This is a genomic window from Clostridium caldaquaticum (assembly GCF_023806125.1).
Taxonomy (GTDB): domain Bacteria; phylum Bacillota; class Clostridia; order Clostridiales; family Clostridiaceae; genus Clostridium_AT; species Clostridium_AT caldaquaticum.
This window is the reverse complement of the sequence record NZ_JAMSKT010000014.1, coordinates 17,446-38,719: the sequence shown is the minus strand read 5'-3', so window position 1 is coordinate 38,719 and position 21,274 is coordinate 17,446. Positions and strand designations below refer to the sequence as shown.

At 30.0% G+C, this 21,274-nt stretch carries 22 protein-coding genes, 6 tRNA genes, 1 other RNA gene and 1 other annotated feature; of the genes, 7 read left to right on the top strand and 22 right to left on the bottom strand.

Annotated features, from left to right (window positions below):
* Window positions 1-2: 2 nt before the first annotated feature.
* From M2651_RS10130 to M2651_RS10115, 4 genes are all read right to left on the bottom strand, one after another.
* Complete coding sequence (locus tag M2651_RS10130; RefSeq protein WP_252132232.1) at window positions 3-959, bottom strand: glycosyltransferase family 52 protein; 957 nt, start codon at window positions 957-959, stop codon at window positions 3-5.
* Complete coding sequence (locus M2651_RS10125; protein ID WP_252132231.1) at window positions 907-2,346, bottom strand: O-antigen polymerase; 1,440 nt, start codon at window positions 2,344-2,346, stop codon at window positions 907-909. The genes M2651_RS10130 and M2651_RS10125 overlap by 53 nt, the downstream gene beginning before the upstream one ends.
* A gap of 53 nt (window positions 2,347-2,399) precedes the next feature.
* The gene (locus M2651_RS10120; protein WP_252132230.1) at window positions 2,400-3,185 is read right to left on the bottom strand and encodes a DUF4422 domain-containing protein; all 786 of its coding nucleotides are present in this window, start codon (window positions 3,183-3,185) and stop codon (window positions 2,400-2,402) included.
* Between the two features lie 100 nt (window positions 3,186-3,285).
* Window positions 3,286-3,939: a sugar transferase gene (locus M2651_RS10115; protein ID WP_252132273.1), complete on the bottom strand. Its 654-nt coding sequence runs from the start codon at window positions 3,937-3,939 to the stop codon at window positions 3,286-3,288.
* A 567-nt stretch (window positions 3,940-4,506) separates the two neighbouring features.
* Between M2651_RS10115 and M2651_RS10110 the strand changes: the two genes are divergently transcribed.
* Window positions 4,507-4,659: a hypothetical protein gene (locus M2651_RS10110; protein ID WP_252132229.1), complete on the top strand. Its 153-nt coding sequence runs from the start codon at window positions 4,507-4,509 to the stop codon at window positions 4,657-4,659.
* Between the two features lie 16 nt (window positions 4,660-4,675).
* Here the strand turns inward: M2651_RS10110 and M2651_RS10105 are convergent, their stop codons facing one another.
* The 7 genes from M2651_RS10105 to M2651_RS10075 all read right to left on the bottom strand — a co-directional run bounded on the left by M2651_RS10105 (window position 4,676) and on the right by M2651_RS10075 (window position 8,623).
* The gene (locus M2651_RS10105) at window positions 4,676-4,930 is read right to left on the bottom strand and encodes a pro-sigmaK processing inhibitor BofA family protein (RefSeq protein WP_252132228.1); all 255 of its coding nucleotides are present in this window, start codon (window positions 4,928-4,930) and stop codon (window positions 4,676-4,678) included.
* Window positions 4,931-5,017: 87 nt separating this feature from the next.
* Window positions 5,018-5,290, bottom strand: coding sequence for a YaaL family protein (locus M2651_RS10100; RefSeq protein WP_252132227.1), 273 nt, complete (start codon window positions 5,288-5,290; stop codon window positions 5,018-5,020).
* A 77-nt stretch (window positions 5,291-5,367) separates the two neighbouring features.
* Window positions 5,368-5,964, bottom strand: coding sequence for a recombination mediator RecR (recR, locus tag M2651_RS10095; protein WP_252132226.1), 597 nt, complete (start codon window positions 5,962-5,964; stop codon window positions 5,368-5,370).
* Between the two features lie 131 nt (window positions 5,965-6,095).
* On the bottom strand, window positions 6,096-6,440 hold the full coding sequence (locus M2651_RS10090; protein WP_252132225.1) for a YbaB/EbfC family nucleoid-associated protein: 345 nt from the start codon (window positions 6,438-6,440) through the stop codon (window positions 6,096-6,098).
* A gap of 80 nt (window positions 6,441-6,520) precedes the next feature.
* A complete protein-coding gene (gene dnaX / locus M2651_RS10085) occupies window positions 6,521-8,143 on the bottom strand; it encodes a DNA polymerase III subunit gamma/tau (RefSeq protein ID WP_252132224.1) in 1,623 nt (540 codons plus the stop codon).
* 114 nt (window positions 8,144-8,257) lie between these two features.
* Window positions 8,258-8,523, bottom strand: an RNA gene (ffs, locus tag M2651_RS10080) — signal recognition particle sRNA large type.
* 10 nt (window positions 8,524-8,533) lie between these two features.
* Window positions 8,534-8,623 (bottom strand) — tRNA-Ser (locus M2651_RS10075).
* Window positions 8,624-8,940: 317 nt separating this feature from the next.
* On the opposite strand from M2651_RS10075, the gene M2651_RS10070 reads away from it, so the two are divergent.
* The 3 genes from M2651_RS10070 to M2651_RS10060 all read left to right on the top strand — a co-directional run bounded on the left by M2651_RS10070 (window position 8,941) and on the right by M2651_RS10060 (window position 9,193).
* Window positions 8,941-9,016: transfer RNA gene (locus M2651_RS10070), tRNA-Val, on the top strand.
* Between the two features lie 14 nt (window positions 9,017-9,030).
* Window positions 9,031-9,105: transfer RNA gene (locus tag M2651_RS10065), tRNA-Thr, on the top strand.
* Window positions 9,106-9,108: 3 nt separating this feature from the next.
* Window positions 9,109-9,193: transfer RNA gene (locus M2651_RS10060), tRNA-Tyr, on the top strand.
* Window positions 9,194-9,226: 33 nt separating this feature from the next.
* Here M2651_RS10060 and M2651_RS10055 read toward each other — a convergent pair.
* The 4 genes from M2651_RS10055 to M2651_RS10040 are packed head-to-tail and all read right to left on the bottom strand — an operon-like array spanning window position 9,227 to window position 12,482.
* Window positions 9,227-9,949: a TIGR03943 family putative permease subunit gene (locus M2651_RS10055; RefSeq protein ID WP_252132223.1), complete on the bottom strand. Its 723-nt coding sequence runs from the start codon at window positions 9,947-9,949 to the stop codon at window positions 9,227-9,229.
* Entirely contained in the window at window positions 9,946-10,860 is a 915-nt protein-coding gene (locus M2651_RS10050; protein WP_252132222.1) for a permease, read from the bottom strand. Before M2651_RS10050 ends, M2651_RS10055 begins: the two co-directional genes overlap by 4 nt.
* Window positions 10,857-11,507, bottom strand: coding sequence for a GTP-binding protein (locus M2651_RS10045; RefSeq protein WP_252132221.1), 651 nt, complete (start codon window positions 11,505-11,507; stop codon window positions 10,857-10,859). Before M2651_RS10045 ends, M2651_RS10050 begins: the two co-directional genes overlap by 4 nt.
* A 15-nt stretch (window positions 11,508-11,522) precedes the next feature.
* Complete coding sequence (locus tag M2651_RS10040; RefSeq protein WP_252132220.1) at window positions 11,523-12,482, bottom strand: CobW family GTP-binding protein; 960 nt, start codon at window positions 12,480-12,482, stop codon at window positions 11,523-11,525.
* Between the two features lie 208 nt (window positions 12,483-12,690).
* Window positions 12,691-12,948, top strand: a binding site (T-box leader).
* A gap of 57 nt (window positions 12,949-13,005) precedes the next feature.
* On the opposite strand from M2651_RS10040, the gene ilvB reads away from it, so the two are divergent.
* The gene (gene ilvB, locus M2651_RS10035) at window positions 13,006-14,685 is read left to right on the top strand and encodes a biosynthetic-type acetolactate synthase large subunit (RefSeq protein WP_252132219.1); all 1,680 of its coding nucleotides are present in this window, start codon (window positions 13,006-13,008) and stop codon (window positions 14,683-14,685) included.
* Window positions 14,675-14,974 (top strand): ACT domain-containing protein, encoded by a 300-nt coding sequence (locus M2651_RS10030; protein ID WP_252132218.1) that lies wholly within the window; start codon window positions 14,675-14,677, stop codon window positions 14,972-14,974. Before ilvB ends, M2651_RS10030 begins: the two co-directional genes overlap by 11 nt.
* A 43-nt stretch (window positions 14,975-15,017) precedes the next feature.
* Here the strand turns inward: M2651_RS10030 and M2651_RS10025 are convergent.
* From M2651_RS10025 to M2651_RS10010, 4 genes are all read right to left on the bottom strand, one after another.
* Window positions 15,018-15,109, bottom strand: a tRNA-Ser gene (locus M2651_RS10025).
* Window positions 15,110-15,170: 61 nt separating this feature from the next.
* On the bottom strand, window positions 15,171-15,611 hold the full coding sequence (locus M2651_RS10020; protein ID WP_252132217.1) for a nucleoside deaminase: 441 nt from the start codon (window positions 15,609-15,611) through the stop codon (window positions 15,171-15,173).
* 82 nt (window positions 15,612-15,693) lie between these two features.
* Entirely contained in the window at window positions 15,694-17,661 is a 1,968-nt protein-coding gene (locus M2651_RS10015; protein WP_252132216.1) for an HD domain-containing phosphohydrolase, read from the bottom strand.
* Window positions 17,662-17,827: 166 nt separating this feature from the next.
* Window positions 17,828-17,904, bottom strand: a tRNA-Arg gene (locus M2651_RS10010).
* Between the two features lie 206 nt (window positions 17,905-18,110).
* Between M2651_RS10010 and M2651_RS10005 the strand changes: the two genes are divergently transcribed.
* Window positions 18,111-18,998, top strand: a complete 888-nt coding sequence (locus tag M2651_RS10005; RefSeq protein ID WP_252132215.1) for a phosphatidylserine decarboxylase — start codon at window positions 18,111-18,113, stop codon at window positions 18,996-18,998.
* A gap of 26 nt (window positions 18,999-19,024) precedes the next feature.
* Here M2651_RS10005 and M2651_RS10000 read toward each other — a convergent pair whose 3' ends face one another.
* The 3 genes from M2651_RS10000 to M2651_RS09990 form a co-directional block, all read right to left on the bottom strand.
* Window positions 19,025-19,471, bottom strand: a complete 447-nt coding sequence (locus tag M2651_RS10000) for a chemotaxis protein CheX (RefSeq protein WP_252132214.1) — start codon at window positions 19,469-19,471, stop codon at window positions 19,025-19,027.
* Window positions 19,472-19,609: 138 nt separating this feature from the next.
* Window positions 19,610-20,179 (bottom strand): serine/threonine protein kinase, encoded by a 570-nt coding sequence (locus M2651_RS09995; protein WP_252132213.1) that lies wholly within the window; start codon window positions 20,177-20,179, stop codon window positions 19,610-19,612.
* A gap of 207 nt (window positions 20,180-20,386) precedes the next feature.
* The gene (locus M2651_RS09990) at window positions 20,387-21,241 is read right to left on the bottom strand and encodes an ABC transporter ATP-binding protein (protein WP_252132212.1); all 855 of its coding nucleotides are present in this window, start codon (window positions 21,239-21,241) and stop codon (window positions 20,387-20,389) included.
* Window positions 21,242-21,274: the final 33 nt, after the last annotated feature.

The following is a 21,274-nucleotide window of genomic DNA, read 5'->3' as shown; positions in this document are numbered from 1 at the left end:
TTTTAGCGTTTATTTTTCTTTAAGAAATCTTCGTCTAAATTTACTTTTTCATCTGCATCTATCAATGTAATAGCACTAGTACATATACCAATAGCTTTATTGAACCTTATACCTATAAATGAAAAAATCTCACTAGGAAATGCTCCCTCTATCTCTGTTACATTTTCAAAACAATAATTAGTTTTTTCTCTAGGATGCTTTTTTATAACCACACTGTAATTATTATATTTATCTATTATTTTCTTATAAAGATTAACCTTTTCATTTTCACTTATAAATCCGTCTTCTGATAAAGGTTGAGTTAATATTATAATACTTTTATTAGATTTTATATTAATTAATTTTTCAATATCATAATCAGATAAAAATATTTTTACTATACTCTGTATTTCATATTTAGTTAATCTATTAAACAATAAGTTAACATCAAACTTTTCTATCTTACCTATTAAATGTTTTGGATACTTTTCAGGATATTGAACTAATATTTTTTTCAATTTCTCATCTTTATAAAAATCTGTAGAGATACCGTAAATATATTTTTTAATAAAAAGTATTAACTTTGATGGTTTTGGATTTACATTTTGATAAGCCCCTTCTTCTATAAAAAATACAATGTTTGACTTTTTATATAAAAAATTAGATGTTGTGTACAATGAATAAGCATTCCATGCAAAATTATATACTTTTGAATTTGATAATTTAGGTTTTATTTTAATATACTCTATCCTATCTTTTATAGATTCAATTTTTATTTTTTCTTTTTTTTTATTTCTTTTTCTTATATAAATTTCGCTAATCAAATCTAACTTTTTCAAATTTTCTTTATAACTTAAAAATATTTTAAATGAATTATTATCATGAGTACTTAAATAAAGTACTGATTTCTTTTTTGTTAAAAATATATTACATAAACTTAATAATACATGATATGGAGTAGAACATATATAAAAATACAATAACTTTCCATCTCCTTTCAATTTTGATATCACGAATGTTTTTATAACATTTCTTTTGTAAATTTTTATCAATATTCCTCTTATTACATGTCTCAAAACTCTTATAACTTAGTATAATACTATCTATTACACCAAAATTTACCCAAAAAAATAGAAACATAAATTCTGGTACAGAAATAGAACATATTAAAAACGTAAACAAAAAATAAACATATCCATCACTTATTTCTTTTAAATAATTTTTTCTTGAATATTTTAACATTTTATAAAAACTATAAAAAATATATATAAAGAATGTTGCACTACCTATTATACCAGTAGTTGCAAACAAATGAGAATATAAATCTGTACTTCTTCCTGAACCAAATCCTACACCAAAAAACGGATACATAAATCCTACTGAAATCATTTGCGAAAACACTTCATATCTAGACACACCTGATGCATTATTTAACTGTAATTTTGCAATACTTTTATCCCATAACCTAATCCTTATTTCCTCATTAAAATTAAATATAACTATAACAATAAACACCAATACACCTACAAATGTTAAATATTTTATTATTGTTCTATAATTAATTATATTCCTAAAAAAATAAACTACTGCAAATCCTATTATTCCTATTAAAAAAGTAGTAGATGTTGTTAATACACCTAATATAAATAGCAATATAAAAATTATATAGCTATTTAATCCTCCTACTTTTTTCTTGTATGAAAATGCTAAAGATAATGTCGGAACAATAAAATATGCCATCATTGAAGGTTCTGCTGCTACAGCATATATCCTAATTCCTTGCTGCCACCCTAAAGGATTAGATCTAAATATTATATCAAAAGATAAATTGTAATAATATGCTACAACTTGATAAAAACCAATTAATGAAATAATAAATCCTGAAAACAAATATACTTTTATTATTTTATTAATAAAACTTATATCATCTTTTAATCTATCTTTAATTAACCAATATATAATAAATGCAAAAATTAGATACATATATTGAGTAATATTTTGCATTGAAAACTCTACTACTTTAAGCCTAAGTCCATTTCCTATGCCGTATACCAATATCCCCTCATTATTCAAAAATTTTGACAACATCATTGATATAAAAGAAATTATAATAAACAACGCTAAATAAAAATTTGGTTTTACTAAGTTTTTATTTTTTAATACAATAAAAATATACTTAATAATAAATAACATACCAAAGTAATAACTTGGAGCAAGTCCAAAACTAATATATTCAACATTTATAACACTTGATGCAGTAAAACCAGAAAACATAACAGTTAAAAATAATAAATAATCACTTTTAAGAAAAAAAAATAAAACCATACCTAAAGGTATAAATATATATCCTAAAATAGTAATATGCATATATCTACTCCATTCTTAAACATAAACAGTAAATAAAAATATATTGTAAACCTCTATAATTTACTAGTAAAATTTATTTTTCTTAAGATAAAATCATTAATTTTATTGTACCAATTTGTTTTTTCTAAATTTATTACCCTAATTTGTTTTTTTATAAAATTACAATTATACTCCAACCAAACATTAAACAATCTTTCACTTAAAAATCCAAATACTCTCTTCTGATAATTATTGTAATGTGAGATGTCTATTCGTTTTTCTAATTCAAACAAAATATCAAACACCCACTTACAATAATTATCAAATTGTTCTTTTTTCATTATAAACATATTGAACAAATATAATGTTCTTCTTTTCATCACTGCATCAAAACTTTTTAAGTACTCAGGATACTTCTGCTCTATGATTTTTCTAGTTTCTTCTAAATCCCTTATATTATGTGCATGTTCATAATGTGATTTTATAGTTTCAATATAATAGTTTCTTTTTCTAGGTAAAATGATATCGTATTTTTTAAATAAATTTTCAATTTCTATTTTTTTTAATATTAAATCAAATTTGCTATTTTTCTTTAAAACTCGTATAAACAAATTTTTATTTGTAAAATATCTTCTATAATGACATAAACCTATATAATCACATTTTAAGTTTTTCCAAGCCCAATAAAGTCCTGTTAATTCGCAATAATTTGCATTTTTTATCGATATATTATCTCCAGTATTATCTCCTTGATAATCTAATTTTTCTTTACTTTCTTTACCAACATGCAAAGGTATATATATTTTTTCTTGTGGCATTGCATATTTTTTATGTGTTGCAACAAGTATTTTTATATCCATTAATTTTCAAACTCCTCTTTATTTAACTTATTCATAAACAGATATCCACCATATATATTATAAATTATTCTATAATACTAATCTCTCAATACATCCTAATTTATCTAGCACCTTCCCATTTCAAAACACTTATTACTGTTTTAAAAATAATTTTAATATCTAATAAAAAACTTCTATTATCTATATAATCCATATCAAGCTGTACTCTTTCTTCATATGTAGTATCACTTCTTCCATTAGCCTGCCAATTTCCAGTTAATCCCGGCTTAACTGTAAACAATTTTTCTGCATACACTCCATATAATTTAACTTCTTTTTCAACTATAGGTCTAGGCCCTACTACAGACATATCTCCTTTTAATATATTAAGCAATTGTGGTAATTCATCTAAACTAGATCTTCTTAAAAAATGTCCAAGTTTTGTAACTCTCGGGTCATTTTCAAGTTTAAAGTTCTTTTCAAATTCAGCCTTTTGTTCTGGTGCTAGATTCTCAAGCAATTCTTCCGCATTTTTTTTCATTGTCCTAAATTTATAAACTTTTATAAATTTTCTATCTTTCCCAAGCCTTTTATGAACAAAAAAAGCCGATCCTTCTGAATCCAATTTAACTAATATAATTATTATTATAAATAACGGTAATAAAACTATTATAGCCAATAAAGAACTAACTACATCAAAACATCTTTTTAAAATTTCATACACTGGTTTAGTATTGGTTTCTAATATTAAAACATGCTCATTTTTTGTTTGAATTTTGTAATCCTCCAATAAAATCTACCCCCTTATCAAAATCATATAATTCTTTATTTTGTAAATATTAATACAATATAATAAACATTTTATCTTTAAGTTTATTTGGACATTTTAATAGTTATATTTATGTACTATATTTTTAAAATTATTCTTCACAAAATAGAATTTTACTACGCTTGTACATACAAAAATGAATCCCATTCCTAAAAATTCAGCAATCCTACCCCTGAAAAACAGTTACATAACCATTATATAATATATAATAAAATCCTTTTGCATACAAACGCATTTTCTTGAAAAGTTCGACAATTGATAACAAAACATTTATAAAAAATATTTATTTATTGTATTATAACATAATTTTTTAAATAAATTAATAAAATATTGTTGAAAAAATATTTATTAATACATGTAATTTATACCATACCTGAAAATTCTACGTACTTTGTTGTTATTAAATACAGCTGATTATTCTGCTTTTTATTTTAAATATTTTTTATGTACAGGCATATTTATTAATGAGCTTAATAAATATAGTATTGGGTTACAACTTTGGGGGTGGAATTATTGATAAAATTGGTATGTGAAAACTGCGGGCGTGTTTGGTACACTGCAAACACTGAACCTAATCAAAAGTGCAGTGTTTGCGGAGGAAATTTATATGAAGTAGATATGCTTAAAAAACTGGATAATGAAGACGTAAAAAAAACTGCCAATTAAATTAGCAGTTTTTTTACTATAAAAACAATTTAAATATTATAAGAAATATTACTCCAGGCACTCCAAAGAAACCGGCTATTAAAGCTGTTATCCAGTTTATTCCGATATAAAAATGAAAATAGGAACCGAAAAAATTTACAATTAGAAGCAGTATTACACCTAATACTGCATTTATTATAAGCTTAAATAGTATTTTTATTGGCCAGGAAAATATTTTTACAATTAAAAATAAAGCTATAACAGCTATTAGAAAGTATCCCATGTATTCCATTCTTTTTCCCCCTTGCATTTCTTTATTTACATATACTGTATTATATATAACAATTATATTCAAGGGGCTTTATTTATATTAATAAAATTATACCGCTTCCATTTCATCCAGCATAAGACTTGCGTCCACCCTTATTCCCTTTTCTTTTGCCTGTTTTAAAAGATAAGATAAACGAGCTTTTGCTGCCTCTTCTTTGTATATGGCGTAGTCAACAAGCTGGGGGTCGTTTACTGATTCAAAGTACTGCCTTGTAATATTTAATTCTTCCCTTGCTTCATCTATAGCTTCAATAAGCTCCAATTGCTCCTTACTATACTTTAATTTTTTTGATAAATACTCTATTATGCCTGCTTTATTCATACATATCCTCCCATTTTGGACAATCTATTTTTATTAAAATCATTGACACAAAATGAGATTTGTATACATGTTTTATACTAAATTTCTCTTCTTCCTTCCAAAGCCTTTGAAAGAGTTACTTCATCAGCGTAATCTAAATCACCGCCAACTGGAATTCCGTGAGCTATTCTTGTTACCTTTACTCCCAAGGGTTTTATTATTTTCGATATATACATAGCTGTAGCTTCACCTTCTATATTAGGGTTTGTAGCTACAATTACTTCTTTAACACTTCCGTTTAACCTTCTTATAAGCTCTCTAAGCTTTATCTGTTCTGGTCCTCTTCCTGCCATAGGGGAGATAGTTCCATGAAGCACATGATATACTCCGTTGTATTCTCTTACCTTTTCCATAGACATAATATCTTTTGGCTGTTCTACTACGCATACCATGCTGCTGTCCCTGCTTGGATTACTGCATATGCTGCAAGGGTCTTTGTCTGTAAAGTTTCCGCAGACAGAGCAGTACTTTATAGTTCCACGGGCTTTAACAAGAGCCTCTGCAAATTCTCTCACTTCCTCCTGGGGAAGATTTAAAACATGCAGCGTCAGTCTCTGTGCAGTTTTATAACCAATACCAGGGAGCTTGGCAAATTCTTCTATAAGTTTTTCTATAGCAACGGGATAAAAATCCATGTTAGTTCCTCCATTTCTTTAGTCTGTAACTAATCTTAATTTAAACATATACATTAAAAATTATAATCAATGTACAAAAATAAATAAAGAAGCTAGGAAAATTAATCCTAACTTCTTCCTGATAACTAATTTTAGAATAATCCTGGTATGTTTAATCCGCCTGTTAATTTACCCATTTGATTTGCAGTATCTGCTTCTGCCTTTCTAAGTGCTGCATTTACTGCTGTAAGTATTAAATCCTGAAGCATTTCAACATCGTCCGGATCTACTACATCCTGAGCTATCTTTAAATCTACAATTTGTTTCTTGCCATTGGCAACAGCAGTTACAGCACCGCCGCCTGCTTTTTCTTCGTATCTCTTATTTTCAAGCTCCTTTTGCATCTCTTCCATCTGCTGCTGGAATTTCTGTGCTGTTTTCATAAGATTATTCATATTAGCTCCACCGCCGAAACCTGGGAAACCGCCTCTAGCCATAACTTAAAACCTCCTGATATATTATTTTTATCTTTTAATTACGTCTTCAGGTATATAATTATACAAAAAGAATTATATACCTATTCATCAATTATTTCCACAAGTTCTTCTCCAAAAGTTTCTTTTAAAAGCTCCTCTGGAGATTTTTCCAGTTCTTGTTTTTGGTCTACAATATATTTTATTCTGACTTTTTCTTTTAGTGCCTGTGAAAATATATCTTCTACTATTTTTCTGTTTTCTTCTTTTTCAAGCCTTTGTTTGTTAAAAGCATACATATCATCAAATTTTATCTGTATTACTCCTTCGCTGCAGCTATAAACCTCACCTGTAATTAAAGAAGCATATATAACCATATGTCTTCTAGCTTTTATCATCTCTAATACATCTCTCCAGGATTTTTTTACAGAGTTTATATTTAAATTAGAGCTTACTCTGTGCTCTTCAGTTAAAACTTCTTTTACATCTTCTATTTTTTTCTGATCTGGTGCTGCCTGCTTTCTAATAACCTTTGAAGGTGCAGGAGCTGCTTCTGTTGCAGTTACTGTTATCTTGCCTTGTCTTAAGGCTTCTTCAAGCCTGTTAAGCCTTGCTAAAATAACTTCTTTAGAAGTATCATACTCAATTTTGCAAAGCTTTATTATAGCAAGTTCAAGATAGATTCTGCTTTGCTTGCTCCATTTTGATTGCTCTTCTGCCTCCTGAAGTATTCTGATACTCCTCATTATTTCTTCTATTCTTATTCTTTGTGCCTGCTCCCTTAAGCTATTTATATTTTCTTCAGACATATCCAGTATATCTTCGGGATTTTTGCTTACTTTAACTATCATAAGGTTTCTAAGATGGTTAATTATATCTTTTATAAAGTTATAAACATCCTTACCGCTGAAAACTACATCGTCAACTGTTTTCATAGACTTTTCCACATCTTTTTCTATAACAGCATCTGTAAGCTTTAATAAGTATTCGTTTGTAACAAGTCCAAGCATATTTATAACTGCTTCATACTCTACCTTGCCATTACCCATAGATATAGCCTGATCGAGTATACTTAAAGCGTCTCTCATTGCTCCGTCAGACATTCTGCCTATTAAGTTTAAACTTTTATCATCAGCTAATATTCCCTGCTCTTTTACTATCTTTCTAAGCCTTTCAAATATATCCTGTGATTTTATTCTTGTAAAATCAAATCTTTGACACCTTGAGAGTATAGTTATAGGAAGCATCTGAGGGTCTGTAGTTGCAAGTATGAACATAACCCTGCTTGGAGGTTCCTCCAAAGTTTTAAGGAAGGCGTTTACTGCTTCCTTTGTAAGCATGTGAACTTCGTCTATTATATAAACTTTATATTTTGCTTCTCTTGGAGGGTATTGAACTTCATCTATTATATCTCTTATTTTATCTATACCTCTATAAGAAGCTGCATCTAATTCAACAAAATCTATAGATAATCCTGAGTTAATTTTTCTGCAGGATTCACATTCATTACAAGGTTCACCATCTTGTATATTAAGGCAGTTTACAGCCTTTGCAAGTATTTTAGCAGTAGAAGTTTTTCCTGTACCCCTAGTTCCGCACAAGAGATAAGCATGTGCTACCCTGCCAGTCTTTATTTGGTTTTTCAGTGTTGTAGTTATGTGCTTTTGACCTACAACGTCACTGAAGGTTTTAGGCCTCCACTCTCTATATAAAGCTGTATATGCCATTCTCTCACCTCTTTGCAGATTATAACTAACTTATATTATACCTTAATAACACCGTAATTAAAACAAAAAAGATGCTTATTTAGCATCTTTAATATCAATTATACATTATGTAAACCGTGCACCTCGCTTTGACTGATAACATATGAGCGTTATCTATACAGTTAGCTCAAACCAGGTTAATCCACGGCACACGAAAATTATCACTTACCGCTGCTTCCTTCCGGACCTGACGGGGTTCATGAGTTTCCGTTGCGTGGGACCCGATTCTCAACGCCACTTTTATAGACCAGACCTCACAGATTAGAGCCTAGGCGAGGAATTCAATCCTGCTGTAGCGGTTTGCAGGTTACAGGGCACCGCTAGTTCCCCATCTAGCACGGAAAGTTTAAATGGCGGAGAGAGGGGGATTCGAACCCCCGATAGAGTATCCCCTATACACGCTTTCCAGGCGTGCTCCTTAAACCACTCGGACATCTCTCCAGATTCTCATGAAACTATATTATTTAATTATTGTCTTAAGCTTTATTGCCTAACGACAAGATTGATTATACCAACTACAGTTCATACAGTCAAGTAATTTCTCTTAAAATTCTTAATAGTATATTATTCCCTCTATAGTTTATTATGGTACTAAGAGTTATATAAATATAAAACTTATATCTAAACAAAAGAAAAAACGAGATAATTAATATATACAGCGAGCTAATTTAATATAACAGTCAATTTTTACAGTTGATGAATATTAATATTCCAGTTATAATAAAATTCGTCGCTGAGATGTTAAGCCTCAAAGACACGGGCGCATAGCTCAGCTGGGAGAGCATCTGCCTTACAAGCAGAGGGTCACAGGTTCGATCCCTGTTGTGCCCACCATTTAAAATTAGTATGCTGGCATGGCTCAACGGTAGAGCAGCTGACTTGTAATCAGCAGGTTGTAGGTTCGATTCCTATTGCCAGCTCCATATGGAGGAATTCCCGAGCGGCCAAAGGGGGCAGACTGTAAATCTGTTGTCTCTGACTTCGATGGTTCGAATCCATCTTCCTCCACCAAAAGCTAGAGTAATTAATTACTCTAGCTTTTTTCTATTCATAAATATAAGTATTAACTGGCTTTTCAGCTCTTTCAAGTTTTTTAACCAAAATAAATGGGCGATTATCTTTAACTTTAAGTATTCCTTCTACATTTACCCAGCTGTCCTTTTCTAAAACTTCTGCCTTATCCCAATTGCACATTATACCAAAAACTTGTGAATCCGCAGCACAGCAATTTATAAGTATTCTAAAAAGCATGAACTCATTTTTATTTAAATTTTCTTCTTTATAAGCAAATCCGCTTATTTTAACCTTTTTACCTTTATGCTTTTCAATATTGCTGCTAAGTTCCTCTAAATAGTGTATATAATTTTTTGCATTAAACTCAATTGTATTACCGATTATTATTTCTTCTTTACTGTGAGTATGCTTTCCTATATTTTCTATATTATTTGAGCTGACTAAAATTACTCCCTTCTGGTTTATAATATCAGGGGTAAGTCCTCCAGGAGCTATAAAAACTGCTGTTACTAGAGCAAAAGCAAATAATAAAAATCCATTTTTCATCTTAGCTCTTGTTTTGACTTTAAATATGTTAAAAAACTGGAATACAGTAAGAGTTCCAAATATAACAAAAGAAAAAGAAGTATAAACTATTAATTTAGGGTGAATAAAAAGAAATATTTTTCCTGTTGAAATTAAATAATATATGTATACAGTGAAAAAAAACAATATTAAAAACCATAAAAATTCATTCTTATTAAATCTCTTCATTGAATTACTCCTATTTTAATTGCTGCATTTATGATATATCCTATAATGAAGCAGATGATAAAGACTAAAAATATAAGCTTAATAACAAATCTGCTTTTAAAAGAAGCTGTAAGCATTAAAGTATTTTTTATGTCAATCATAGGACCTAATATTAAAAATGAAACTATTCCTCCTAAGGAAAATTGCCCTAGGAAAGTACTGGCTATAAAGGCATCTGCCTCTGAGCATAAAGATAATACAAAGGCAAAAAGCATCATAGCTGTTATTGAATATATTGAGTGCTCTCCCACAAGCAATATGTATTTTCTTGAAACTATTGTCTGAAATGCTGCAGATATAAAAGCACCAAGTATTAAGAGCTTACCTATATCATAAAGCTCCATATTCATATGCTGCACTATCTCTAAAAATTTAGACTTTTGCTTTTTATAGCTGTGATCAAAGCCACAGCTGCAAATACTGTCATTTTCTATAAATGAAGGTTTTAAGGGGTTTTTTTTCTCCTCCATTATTCCTGTTAAAAATCCTATAGTAATTGCAGCTAATAGTCCAAAACCTCCTCTTATAAACACTACATAAGGCTTGCTGTGAAAGGCGTAATAGGTAGATAATAGCACTACAGGATTTACTATAGGTACTGCCAGCATAAAGGTAACGGCTATATTTAAAGGTACACCTTTTTTAATAAGTCTTCTTGTAATTGGTATGATTGCACATTCACATACTGGAAACACCAAGCCTGCAAGGGAAGCTGCAAGAAGTCCGATAAACTTATTTTTAGGCAGTATTTTTGCTATTGTATTTTCCGATACATAAATTTGTATAATTGATGAAATAAAGGCACCCAGCATTACAAAAGGCAGTGCCTCCAGCACTATGCTTAAAAAAATTACCGAAAAATTCTCAATCATACTGTATTCCACCTTAAAATACTGTTTTTTAATTTTATTAATATTTTCTTTACTAAACCTCTGCTTAATAAATCTTTATCTAAAAGTGCCTCTCCTAATTTACTTATATCATCTATTTGTATTATGAAGGCATTGTTATTTAAAGCCTCTATTTGAGCTATTATGTTTTTTTTCTTTTTAAAATCTATAATACCGCAGTTATTTATTATTATTAAGCTGCTGTGGATTATAAAAGGTGCAATAAGTTCTGTCATATTACTATAAAATATTTCAAAAGATGCTGCATCTGCAATATAGTAAATTATAGGTTCTAAAAAACTTTCATTAAGCTCTCCTTCAAGTAACATTAAAGTTTCTTCTAACCTTCTCATTCCGTTAAGCTCAATAATAACTCTGTGGGGATTATAAAAATTAATCATTTGCTTAAGGCAGGCTTCTGTTAAAGCTTTTGAAGGGTTGTATTCTTTTATTATAACCTTGCTTTTTTTCCTATCAGGTACCTTTATTCTTTTTTCTCCGTCTTCACATTGTATAATAAGAACTCTTTCACCTGTTACTAGTGTTTTATTAAGAAGCTCGTTTATAAACAAGGTTTTTCCTGAACCAATAAAGCCAGTTACAATTTCAAGTTCAATTTTAATATTCATAGTTATTTACCTCATTTATAATCCGAATAATTTATTTAAATTCTGCTTATTTAAATTAACACCGATCACACAAATTCTTCCTGAATAATCAGGAGTTGTTTTTCTTGCTTCAAATTCTCCTGGTACATAATCAAACTGAATCCATTCATTATTTTCTATCTCAACTATTCCTTTTGCTCTTAAAACATCTCCATATTCTCTGCAGTCATTAATTTTGTTTAATTTATCTTGTAAAGCTTTGTATTGAAATTTTTTTGGGGTTTCCCAGCCTATAGTTTGAAATATTTCATCTCCTCTATGAGCTTTTAAAGTTTTTAAATTTGTGCTTCCTATAGGTTTTCTTATTAAATTAACCTCCTCCTGAAGCTTCATTTTTTCAGCACTTTGTGCAAGCTCAATTATTCTCTTTGAAGAAAGCTTATCCCAAGGAGTTGTTACTACTACTGCTTTAGCATTTAAGTTATATATATAATCCTTAATTTGAGATATCTTATCTATGCTTGCATTTTGTGTTCTGCTTAGCACTATGGTTTTAGCATTTATAATCTGATTTTTATAAAACTCACCAAAGTTTCTGCTGTAGATTTCAAATTTTAATACATCTGCTACTGTAATTATCATGTTAAGCTCTAAAAAACTTCTTAACTCTAAGCTGCTGCAGGCTGCCATAACTTCCGAAAGCTTTGCAACTCCTGAAGGCTCTATAATAATTCTGTCAGGATTATATTTATAGGCCGCTTCCTTTAAGGCTCTTTTAAAATCTCCTGATATGCTGCAGCATATACATCCTGCATTTACTTCTTTAACTTCAATATTTGTTTTTTTAAGAATGCTTCCATCTATACCTGCTTCTCCAAATTCATTTTCAATAACAATAACCTTTTCTTTATATAAATCTTCACTTATGAGCTTTTTTATTAAAGTAGTTTTTCCTGCTCCTAAAAATCCTGAAAAAATATCAACTTTAACCTTCATTTTATTGAATATTCCTCCTGTATTGCCATACCTATACTATTAAATCTTATTTAAGCATAGTTTAATTTATACTTAAAATAGAGCAAAAAAATAAAAAGCTTAAATAAAAAAAGCTTTAGCCTGATATTGTTTTCTATTAAAAAAGTTTTAAAAAAACTATTGACTATGCAAGATTTATATTGTAAAATTTAAAAAATAGAATTTTCAGATAAAAGCTTTGATGAGGAGGAGTATATATATTCTGAAGCTTAGAGAGGGAATGCTGGTGGAAATTTCCCCTGAAGGATATATAGAAGGTAGCCTCGGAGTTGTTAAATGAAATCAATATAAAAAATATTGAGAGTAGTTTTAACCGTAACCCCATCGTTAAAAGGGAAGCAGCATCGGTTTTTTGCCCGTGCTGTATTGAGTGTGTATTTTTATACAAATCTAGGTGGTACCGCGGAGTTTACCCTTCGTCCTTGTTTAGTAAGGATGAAGGGTTTTTTATCAATAAATATTTTGACTAAAAGGGGGGCTTTTTATGAAGTATAGCGGAGCAGCTATAACTATCAAATTGCTAGAAAGACAAGGAATCAAAAATATTATAGGTATTCCTGGAGGATCAAACCTGCCGCTTTATGATGCTTTATATGAGAGCAGTATAAATCATATACTATCAAGGCATGAACAAGGAGCTGCTTTTATTGCTCAAGGTATGGCAAGGTCTAACGGGGAAGTTGCAGTCTGTTTTGCAACCTCAGGACCTGGAGCAACAAATCTACTTACAGCTATTGCAGATGCAAAACTTGATTCCGTTCCTATAGTTTCAATCACTGGGCAGGTTCCTTATGGGGCAATAGGTACCGATGCTTTTCAAGAGGTTGATACTTATGGACTTACAATACCTATAACAAAGCATAATTTTTTAGTAAGGTCTGTTGAAGAATTATTCTACGTAATTCCAGAGGCTTTTAAAATAGCAAGAGAAGGAAGGCCGGGACCTGTTAATATTGATATACCTAAAAATATACAGCTTCAAGAAATAGAGTTTGATGAGTGGCCAGAACCTTATGTGTATAAAAACACTAAAACTGCTACTTGTGAAAAACTTGTTAAAAAGGCTGCAGAAATGATAAATAGTTCACAAAAGCCGATTTTATATATTGGCGGTGGTATTATAAGCAGCAATGCTTCAGAAGAAGTTTATAAGCTTGCAGTTAAAAACAATATTCCCGTAGCTTCCACATTAATGGCCTTAGGTGCTTTTAACCCTGACAGTGAGTTGTACTTAGGTATGCTTGGTATGCATGGAGCTCGCTATACTAACTTTTTAATGAATGAATCAGATTTAATTCTGGCTCTTGGAGTAAGGTTTGATGACAGAGCTATTGGAAATGCTTCAAAGTTCTGCCCTAATGCTAAGATAATTCATATTGATATTGATGAATCTGAAATAAATAAAATAAAAGAATCACATTTATTTATAAATGGCGATGTAAAAAGCACACTTATAGATATAACCGATATTATTGAAGAAAACCCAAGAGAAGACTGGCTTTTAAGAGTCAGAGAGATGAAAGCTAAACATCCTTTTGTTATGCCTGATAAAGATGACTTTATGCATCCTATTAATATAATAAAGCATGTAAGCAGTATTGTTCCAAAAGATTCTATAATTGCTACAGATGTAGGGCAGCATCAAATGTGGACTGCACAAGTATATCCATTTAAATATCCACGCAGTTTATTAACTTCTGGCGGACTTGGAACTATGGGCTTTGGACTTCCAGCAGCAATAGGTGCAGCACTTGAAAACAAAGACAAAACCGTTGTGTGTTTCAGCGGAGATGGTTCTATTCTTATGAACATTCAGGAATTAGCAACCTTATCCGACTTAGGCCTTAATGTAAAGGTGCTTATTTTAAACAATGGTCATCTTGGACTTGTAAGACAACAGCAGGAAATGATTTATAATGGACGTTATATTGCGTCAAAGTTTTTAAGCAATCCTGATTTTGCAGCCATAAGCAGAGGCTTTGGTGTTGAAGCTTATGACATTTCAAAAGAAGCTAAGCCTTTAGAAGCACTTGAAGAAGCCTTGTTAAAGCCAGGTCCTGTTCTTATAAATATACCGGTTAGAGCAAACGAAAATGTAGTTCCAATTGTACCTCCTGGTGCTGGAAACACTGAAATGTTAGGTGGTGAATATTATGATAACTAATAGTTACTTTGTTATAGAATTAATAGTTAACAACCATCCTGGAGTTATGACTCACATTACAGGGTTATTTGCAAGAAGAGCTTTCAACCTTGAAGGTATATTATGCGGAAGAATAGGTGATGGTACAAAAAGTAAGATGTACCTTCTTATAAACGACGATGAATCTAAGGATCAAATTATAAAGCAGCTTAGAAAGCTTTATGATGTACTGGAGGTTAATATACACAGCAGTGTTGATAACAATATTTTTGATAATATGGATAGGCTTCTTGAATTAGGCGGAGTATAAAAAACGCTGCAGTAACTTTTAATAGTTTACTGCAGCATTTTTTTGGCGGAGAGAGAGGGATTTGAACCCTCGGTGCATAAAATTATGCACAACGGTTTTCGAGACCGTCACCATAGGCCACTCGGACATCTCTCCATGTTTAATTCCATATAATTATACTATAAATTCATCTGCTAAATCAATTGTAATTAATGCCTTATCTCCTATTTTTAAAAAATTCCTTTAATATATTACTGCATTCCTTATGGTACATCCAATTAACCTCTGTTTTATATCTTAAGTAAGAATTACCTGTTAAATCTACTACTGAGCCGCAGGCTCCTGCTGTTGGGTCAAAGGTGCCTATATAAAGCCTGCTTATTCTAGCTTGTGCTATTGCTGAAGCACACATAGGACAAGGCTCTAAAGTAACATATATTTCGCAGCCATTAAGCCTCCAGTTATTTAAAACTGTGCAGGCTCTTTTTATAGCAATAATTTCTGCATGAGCTGAAGGATCCTTTAAAGTTTCTTTAAGGTTATGTGCCCTTGAAATGATTTTATTATCCTTAACTATAACAGCTCCTACAGGAACTTCCTTTAGCTTTAATGCTCTCTTTGCTTCCTCTAAAGCCTCTTTTATAAAATATTCTTTCATTTAAACTTACCACCATAATTTTTAATATATGAAGATTAAAACACATCTAAAAGAATTTTTCAATTAGATGTGTTTTACTGTTTTATAAAATATTTTTATATTTAAACTCCAAGTACTTACTTTTAATTTTATCAATATTTTTATTAAATACTTCTACAATATAAGGATCAAAATGAGTGCCGGAACCTTCATTAATTATTTTAACGGAATGCTCAAAGCTGAAAGGCTCCTTGTAGGGCCTTTTGCTTGTTAATGCATCAAATGCATCAGCTATAGCAACAATTCTGGCGCTAAGAGGTATTTCTTCTCCTTTTTTTCCATAGGGGTACCCAGAACCGTCCCATTTTTCATGATGTCCTTCAGCTATTTCTATAGCCATAAAAAATATATTTCTTCCTTTTTTCTTCAAGTTCTCTTCAGCAGCTTTTAATACCTTTGCTCCATACAATGCGTGCGTTTTCATAATTTCAAATTCTTCAGCAGTAAGCTTACCAGGCTTTAGTAATATTTCATCACGAATTGCAACTTTTCCTATATCATGAAGAGGGCTGAATCTTTCAATATTGTTTATATATTCTAAATCAATAATATTTTTATATTTTTCTTCTTTTGATAAAAACTTTGCTATCATTTTAGAATATATTTTCATTCGATAAAGATGTTCCCCTGTTTCAAGATCTCTTTCCTCTGTAAGCTTTGCTAGTGCAAGAGTTGAACTTATAATCATATCCTGATTAAATATATCTTTTTCAAGGCTTAACACAATGCTGTTTGCCAGCATTCTTAAAAACCTTACATGCTCTTTTCTGTATACATTCTTAATATTACTTGAAAAAAATATTATTCCTATAACTTCATTTTTATTTTTAAGCGGAAAAGTAATAGAGGCTCTTATTCCTGCTTCAAGAAGTATTTTATTATATTCTTTATCGGATACTTTTTTAACATATTCCTCTAAGTCATTTATAATTCTTTCTTTACCGCTTTCAACAATACGAGATAAGCTTGTCTTATTAATATCTATCTTAAATTCTGCCATATTTTCAGCTAAGTTTTTATGAACCTTATCGCTTATTCCGTAGGAAGCCTTAATTGTCTTACCATCATCATCAATTAATGCAACACCTATATGTGTATAAGGTATGTATTTAGAAAAGGATTTAAAAATATATTCTAAAATATCTTTAAAGGGGATGTTTTTATTTAAATTTTCAATAAGCGTAATTAAACTGTTAAGCTGATTAAACACCATGTTTACTTCTGAAAATACAGGCATTAAATCATTTTTTTCTGATTTTACATCTAATGAATCTTCTAAAGTTATACCAAGCTGTGACATTCCTTTATATAATTGACTTATTGGTACAAATAATTCTTTATAGGCTTTATTAATAAACAATGCAAGAAATACAAGCATTAAAACTGCAAGAATAATTATAATATAGTATATAATCATAGTTTCTTTGTTATTATAATCCAAAACTATGCGTGTTATTTCTTCACTATAATTTAAAAGTTTTTCGTTATTTTCATTTATATATTTAATTGCTTTTATTGTTTCTTGAGAATTACTCTGCTCCTTTAATACAATATCAATAGATTCTTTAAAATTACTCCATATTTCATCATTTTTTTCAAAAACAGGGATAAGCTTTTTTTCAGCACCTTTAAAACTTATTTTTTTATTATCTACAACTACATAACCTTTTTTAATTAAGCTATATTGCCTGTCATATTCATCTTTAGAATCTTCTAATTTTTTTATTGTCTGTGAAAGTTTATATTTTAAATTTTCTTCATTACTTTTGTCATATAAATTTTCCTGCAATACTGAGTTTATTGTATATATCCTTCCAGTATTTTTAGCCATCATTTGTGTAAGCATACTTTGCTTGCCAAGTACATTTACTAAATTGCTGTCTTTATAATTTCTGTTTAAATTTATTAAAAGTAAGAAGAATATTGATAAAACTGTAGCAGATATAAGTATTATTATAAGTTTAATATGTTTTTTATATATTTGCCCTATAGATTTTTCCTTACTTGACAACAATTTCTTCCCCCTAAGTAAAAAATAAATATACATTCACAATATCTATTATGATAGGTTATTGAACAATATTCAATGCTAATTTCAATAAATTTTTAATTTAATGCTAATCCAATTTGTGGTACATAAAATAAAAAACTGCCAGCTAAAAATACTGACAGTTTTCTGGTGTTCCCGGCGGGAATCGAACCCACGGCCTACCGCTTAGGAGGCGGTCGCTCTATCCTTCTGAGCTACGGAAACATATTTTATTCACCATAACATTTTAGTATAGTTTTATTGTAAAGTCAATAGCATTGAATAAATGGATAGAAAAGCATATTTATTACAAAAATAATACTTTATTAAACGGTTATTTTGTTATATGCTTTACATATAGAAGTTTAATTGCAATGTATTTAAGCAGCAGAGGACTTTATAAAAAATAAAAAATTTAAAGAGGATATGGCATGATAAAATACTACAATAGAAAAACTAAAAAATATGAAATAGAAAAGATTGCTGGAGAAAAATATTTAAATTGGATCTATTCTTCTCCTATTGGAATGACTTTTTTAGAAGCTGTAATTAAAAAGAAGCTTTTCTCAAAATTATATGGCTGGTATTTAGACAGAGGAATAAGCAAATTCAAGATAAATAAATTTATTAATGAATTTAATCTTGATATGAATATCTATGAAAAAAATTCAGAAGACTTTACTTCCTTTAATGATTTTTTTTATAGAAAATTAAAGCCTCATGGAAGACCTGTAGATATGAACATAAATTCTGTAGTTTCTCCTGGTGACGGCCGCCTTTTAGCTTATGAAAATATAGACCTAAATAAGCTTGTTCAAGTAAAAGGCTTTACCTATAGTCTTAGAGAACTTATAAAGGATGACAAGGAAACTTTAAAATATGAAGGAGGTACCTGCCTTATACTAAGGCTTTGCCCTACGGACTATCATAGGTTTCACTTTATAGACAGCGGAAGCTGTGGTGAAACAAAAAAAATAAAAGGAACCTATTACTCAGTTAATCCTATAGCTCTTCTAAAGATTAAAAACCTCTTTTGCCAAAATAAAAGAGAATGGAGCACGTTTCATTCCGATAATTTTGGAGATGTTCTTTATGTTGAAGTAGGTGCAACCTGTGTAGGTTCAATAATTCAAACTTATACTCCAAACAAAAGAGTTACTAAAGGTGATGAAAAAGGCTATTTTAAATTTGGAGGCTCTACTGTAATTATGTTTTTTGAACCTGATAAAATAAGAATTGACGAAGATATAGTTAATCAGACAAAATCAGGTTTTGAAACCTATGTACTTATGGGTGAAAAAATAGGCAGTAAACTTTAAAAGGTATAGGGCAAATGCTCTATACCCTATTCAATAGAAACTATAATATTAAATAAATCTTCATTAAGGCCGAATGTAAGCCTTGTAGATTTGCTGCCGCTTACAGTTAAAGACATTTCCTCTCCAACTAAAACAGTAGGAGGAGATAAACTTATTATTTTATCTGATTTAAGCTTCATAATAGCAGAACCTAATGCCATATTTGCCAGTTCTCCCAGGGCACTTTTAGCCATAAAATCTAATTCCTCTATTTGCATTCCACCCATCATAGCAGATACTATAGTTAAAGCTATAGATTTTTTAAAACCGATTATTACATTTCCTGTCAAACCATCTGTAAGTCCTACTAATACATTAACTTGTTCTCCCAAAAACTGATGATTTTGATATTTATCTTCCTTAAAAGAAATATTTAATCCAAACATTTGAAACATTTCAACCATAGATTCTATTAATGAGTTTTTTATATTCATTTTTACATTTCTCCTCAAACATATCCTATACCATAAATGTTACACATTTTTTTGCAGTATAGTCAATATGTTTTGCAAAAAATGTATTTTTTATAACTAAATTGTTATATTAAGTCAATATATATATTTTTTAAGTGTTTAATGCCGATGCTCTTTATACATCATTTTTCTCCAATATTTATAATACTCTGGATAGTCATGTTTAATATATTCAAAAAAAAGCATTAAATCACCATGTTTCTGAAGACCCTTCAGCATTGATTTTGGATAGGGCTGTTTTCTTTCATAGCTTTCTCTTGGATCTATAACCTTAACAGTATCATCCGGTTGCAGAAAAATATGTCCAAGTCGTGCATCAAGTCTTGTAAATCCAAGTCTCTTTAGCTCTTCTATTAGTCTTACAAGTTCAAGAGAAAGGTGTTTATTAATATTATTTTGCTTTAAATAAAATGATAGACGACTTCCATAAACAAAGCTCATGATTATAGAATAATTATCAAAACCATACACACTAGGAAAAAACCTACTGTCTTTTGCTTTTAAAAGCACTTCAAGCTGTTTTTTGCAAGATTCTGAATTATAGAACACCTTTAGTACTTTATCATTTGGCAGCATATAAACCTTACCTTGATGCCCCTGTCCAATGAGCTTTAGCTTATTAACATCATACCCTAAATGTTCACTCCTGTATCCTGATGCTTTTTTCATTGAATAACCTCACCTTATATAAAATTATTGAAACTCTACTGTTATATTTTTTAATATATAGCATTATTAAAATTACTATTGCCATGATTTTTATTGTAGATTAAAATCTTCATATTTATATTTTATGGATAATATAAGAATTGGTTACAGAAATGACATCAGTTGCAGAAAAGATTCAAACTCCTGACAAACTGGATTGCCTACAACTTATCCTATTACAAGTCTTGGCTTTTCCAGACTATTATCACTTGCTTTTGTGGATATAGAGTGATGTCTTCCTCTTGGAATTATAAAAGGTGAAGATGATACTGGATCTTCTATAACCACACAATCTAATCCAAATACTGTATGGATTAATTCTGATGTTATAACCTCTGATGGTGTCCCCTGAACAATTAATTTCCCATTACGAAGAGCAAATATATAATCCGCATATCTAGCAGACAAATTTATATCATGAAGCACCATTACAATAGTAGTTCCTCTTTTACGGTTTAAATCCGTTAATAAATCAAGAATTTCTACCTGGTAAGCAATATCAAGATAGGTTGTAGGCTCATCTAGTAGAAGTATATCTGTTTGCTGAGCAAGTGCCATAGCAATCCAAACTCTCTGACGCTGCCCACCAGACAGCTCATCTACATTACGATTAGCAAGTTCTGTTATTCCCATTATTTCAAGTGCTTCTTCTACAGCTTCAAAATCAGTTTTATCAATACTTTTCAAAAAGGATTGATATGGATATCTACCTCTTGAAACTAAATCCCAAACAGTAATACCTTCTGGAACTATTGGTGATTGAGGAAGTAGACCTAAAACTTTTGCTAGTTCTTTAGAAGGCATTGAAGTAATTTTTTTACCATCAATTATAACTTTTCCTGACACAGGTCTAATAAGTCTTGCAAGTGTTTTAAGTAAAGTTGATTTACCACATGCATTAGCTCCGATAATAACACTTATTTTATTACTTGGAATAGTTATATCAATTCCATCAATTATAATCTTTTTGTCATATCCAGTTACTATTTCTTTTGCTTCAAATAATAGTTGTTTTTTAGTCATTACACTTCCTCCTTCATTTTATTTCATAGGACC

Coding starts and splice junctions, on each gene's coding strand:
- M2651_RS10055 (WP_252132223.1), bottom strand. CDS start 9,949: ATGAAGAGATTTAATAAGAATGAATTTTTATGGTTTTTAATATTGTTT.
- M2651_RS10105 (WP_252132228.1), bottom strand. CDS start 4,930: ATGGAATACATGGGATACTTTCTAATAGCTGTTATAGCTTTATTTTTA.
- M2651_RS10120 (WP_252132230.1), bottom strand. CDS start 3,185: ATGGATATAAAAATACTTGTTGCAACACATAAAAAATATGCAATGCCA.
- M2651_RS10005 (WP_252132215.1), top strand. CDS start 18,111: ATGATAAAATACTACAATAGAAAAACTAAAAAATATGAAATAGAAAAG.
- M2651_RS10000 (WP_252132214.1), bottom strand. CDS start 19,471: ATGAATATAAAAAACTCATTAATAGAATCTATGGTTGAAATGTTTCAA.
- M2651_RS10040 (WP_252132220.1), bottom strand. CDS start 12,482: ATGAAGGTTAAAGTTGATATTTTTTCAGGATTTTTAGGAGCAGGAAAA.
- M2651_RS10100 (WP_252132227.1), bottom strand. CDS start 5,290: ATGAATAAAGCAGGCATAATAGAGTATTTATCAAAAAAATTAAAGTAT.
- ilvB (WP_252132219.1), top strand. CDS start 13,006: ATGAAGTATAGCGGAGCAGCTATAACTATCAAATTGCTAGAAAGACAA.
- M2651_RS10125 (WP_252132231.1), bottom strand. CDS start 2,346: ATGCATATTACTATTTTAGGATATATATTTATACCTTTAGGTATGGTT.
- M2651_RS09990 (WP_252132212.1), bottom strand. CDS start 21,241: ATGACTAAAAAACAACTATTATTTGAAGCAAAAGAAATAGTAACTGGA.
- recR (WP_252132226.1), bottom strand. CDS start 5,964: ATGGATTTTTATCCCGTTGCTATAGAAAAACTTATAGAAGAATTTGCC.
- M2651_RS10030 (WP_252132218.1), top strand. CDS start 14,675: ATGATAACTAATAGTTACTTTGTTATAGAATTAATAGTTAACAACCAT.
- M2651_RS10020 (WP_252132217.1), bottom strand. CDS start 15,611: ATGAAAGAATATTTTATAAAAGAGGCTTTAGAGGAAGCAAAGAGAGCA.
- dnaX (WP_252132224.1), bottom strand. CDS start 8,143: ATGGCATATACAGCTTTATATAGAGAGTGGAGGCCTAAAACCTTCAGT.
- M2651_RS10090 (WP_252132225.1), bottom strand. CDS start 6,440: ATGGCTAGAGGCGGTTTCCCAGGTTTCGGCGGTGGAGCTAATATGAAT.
- M2651_RS10050 (WP_252132222.1), bottom strand. CDS start 10,860: ATGATTGAGAATTTTTCGGTAATTTTTTTAAGCATAGTGCTGGAGGCA.
- M2651_RS09995 (WP_252132213.1), bottom strand. CDS start 20,179: ATGAAAAAAGCATCAGGATACAGGAGTGAACATTTAGGGTATGATGTT.
- M2651_RS10045 (WP_252132221.1), bottom strand. CDS start 11,507: ATGAATATTAAAATTGAACTTGAAATTGTAACTGGCTTTATTGGTTCA.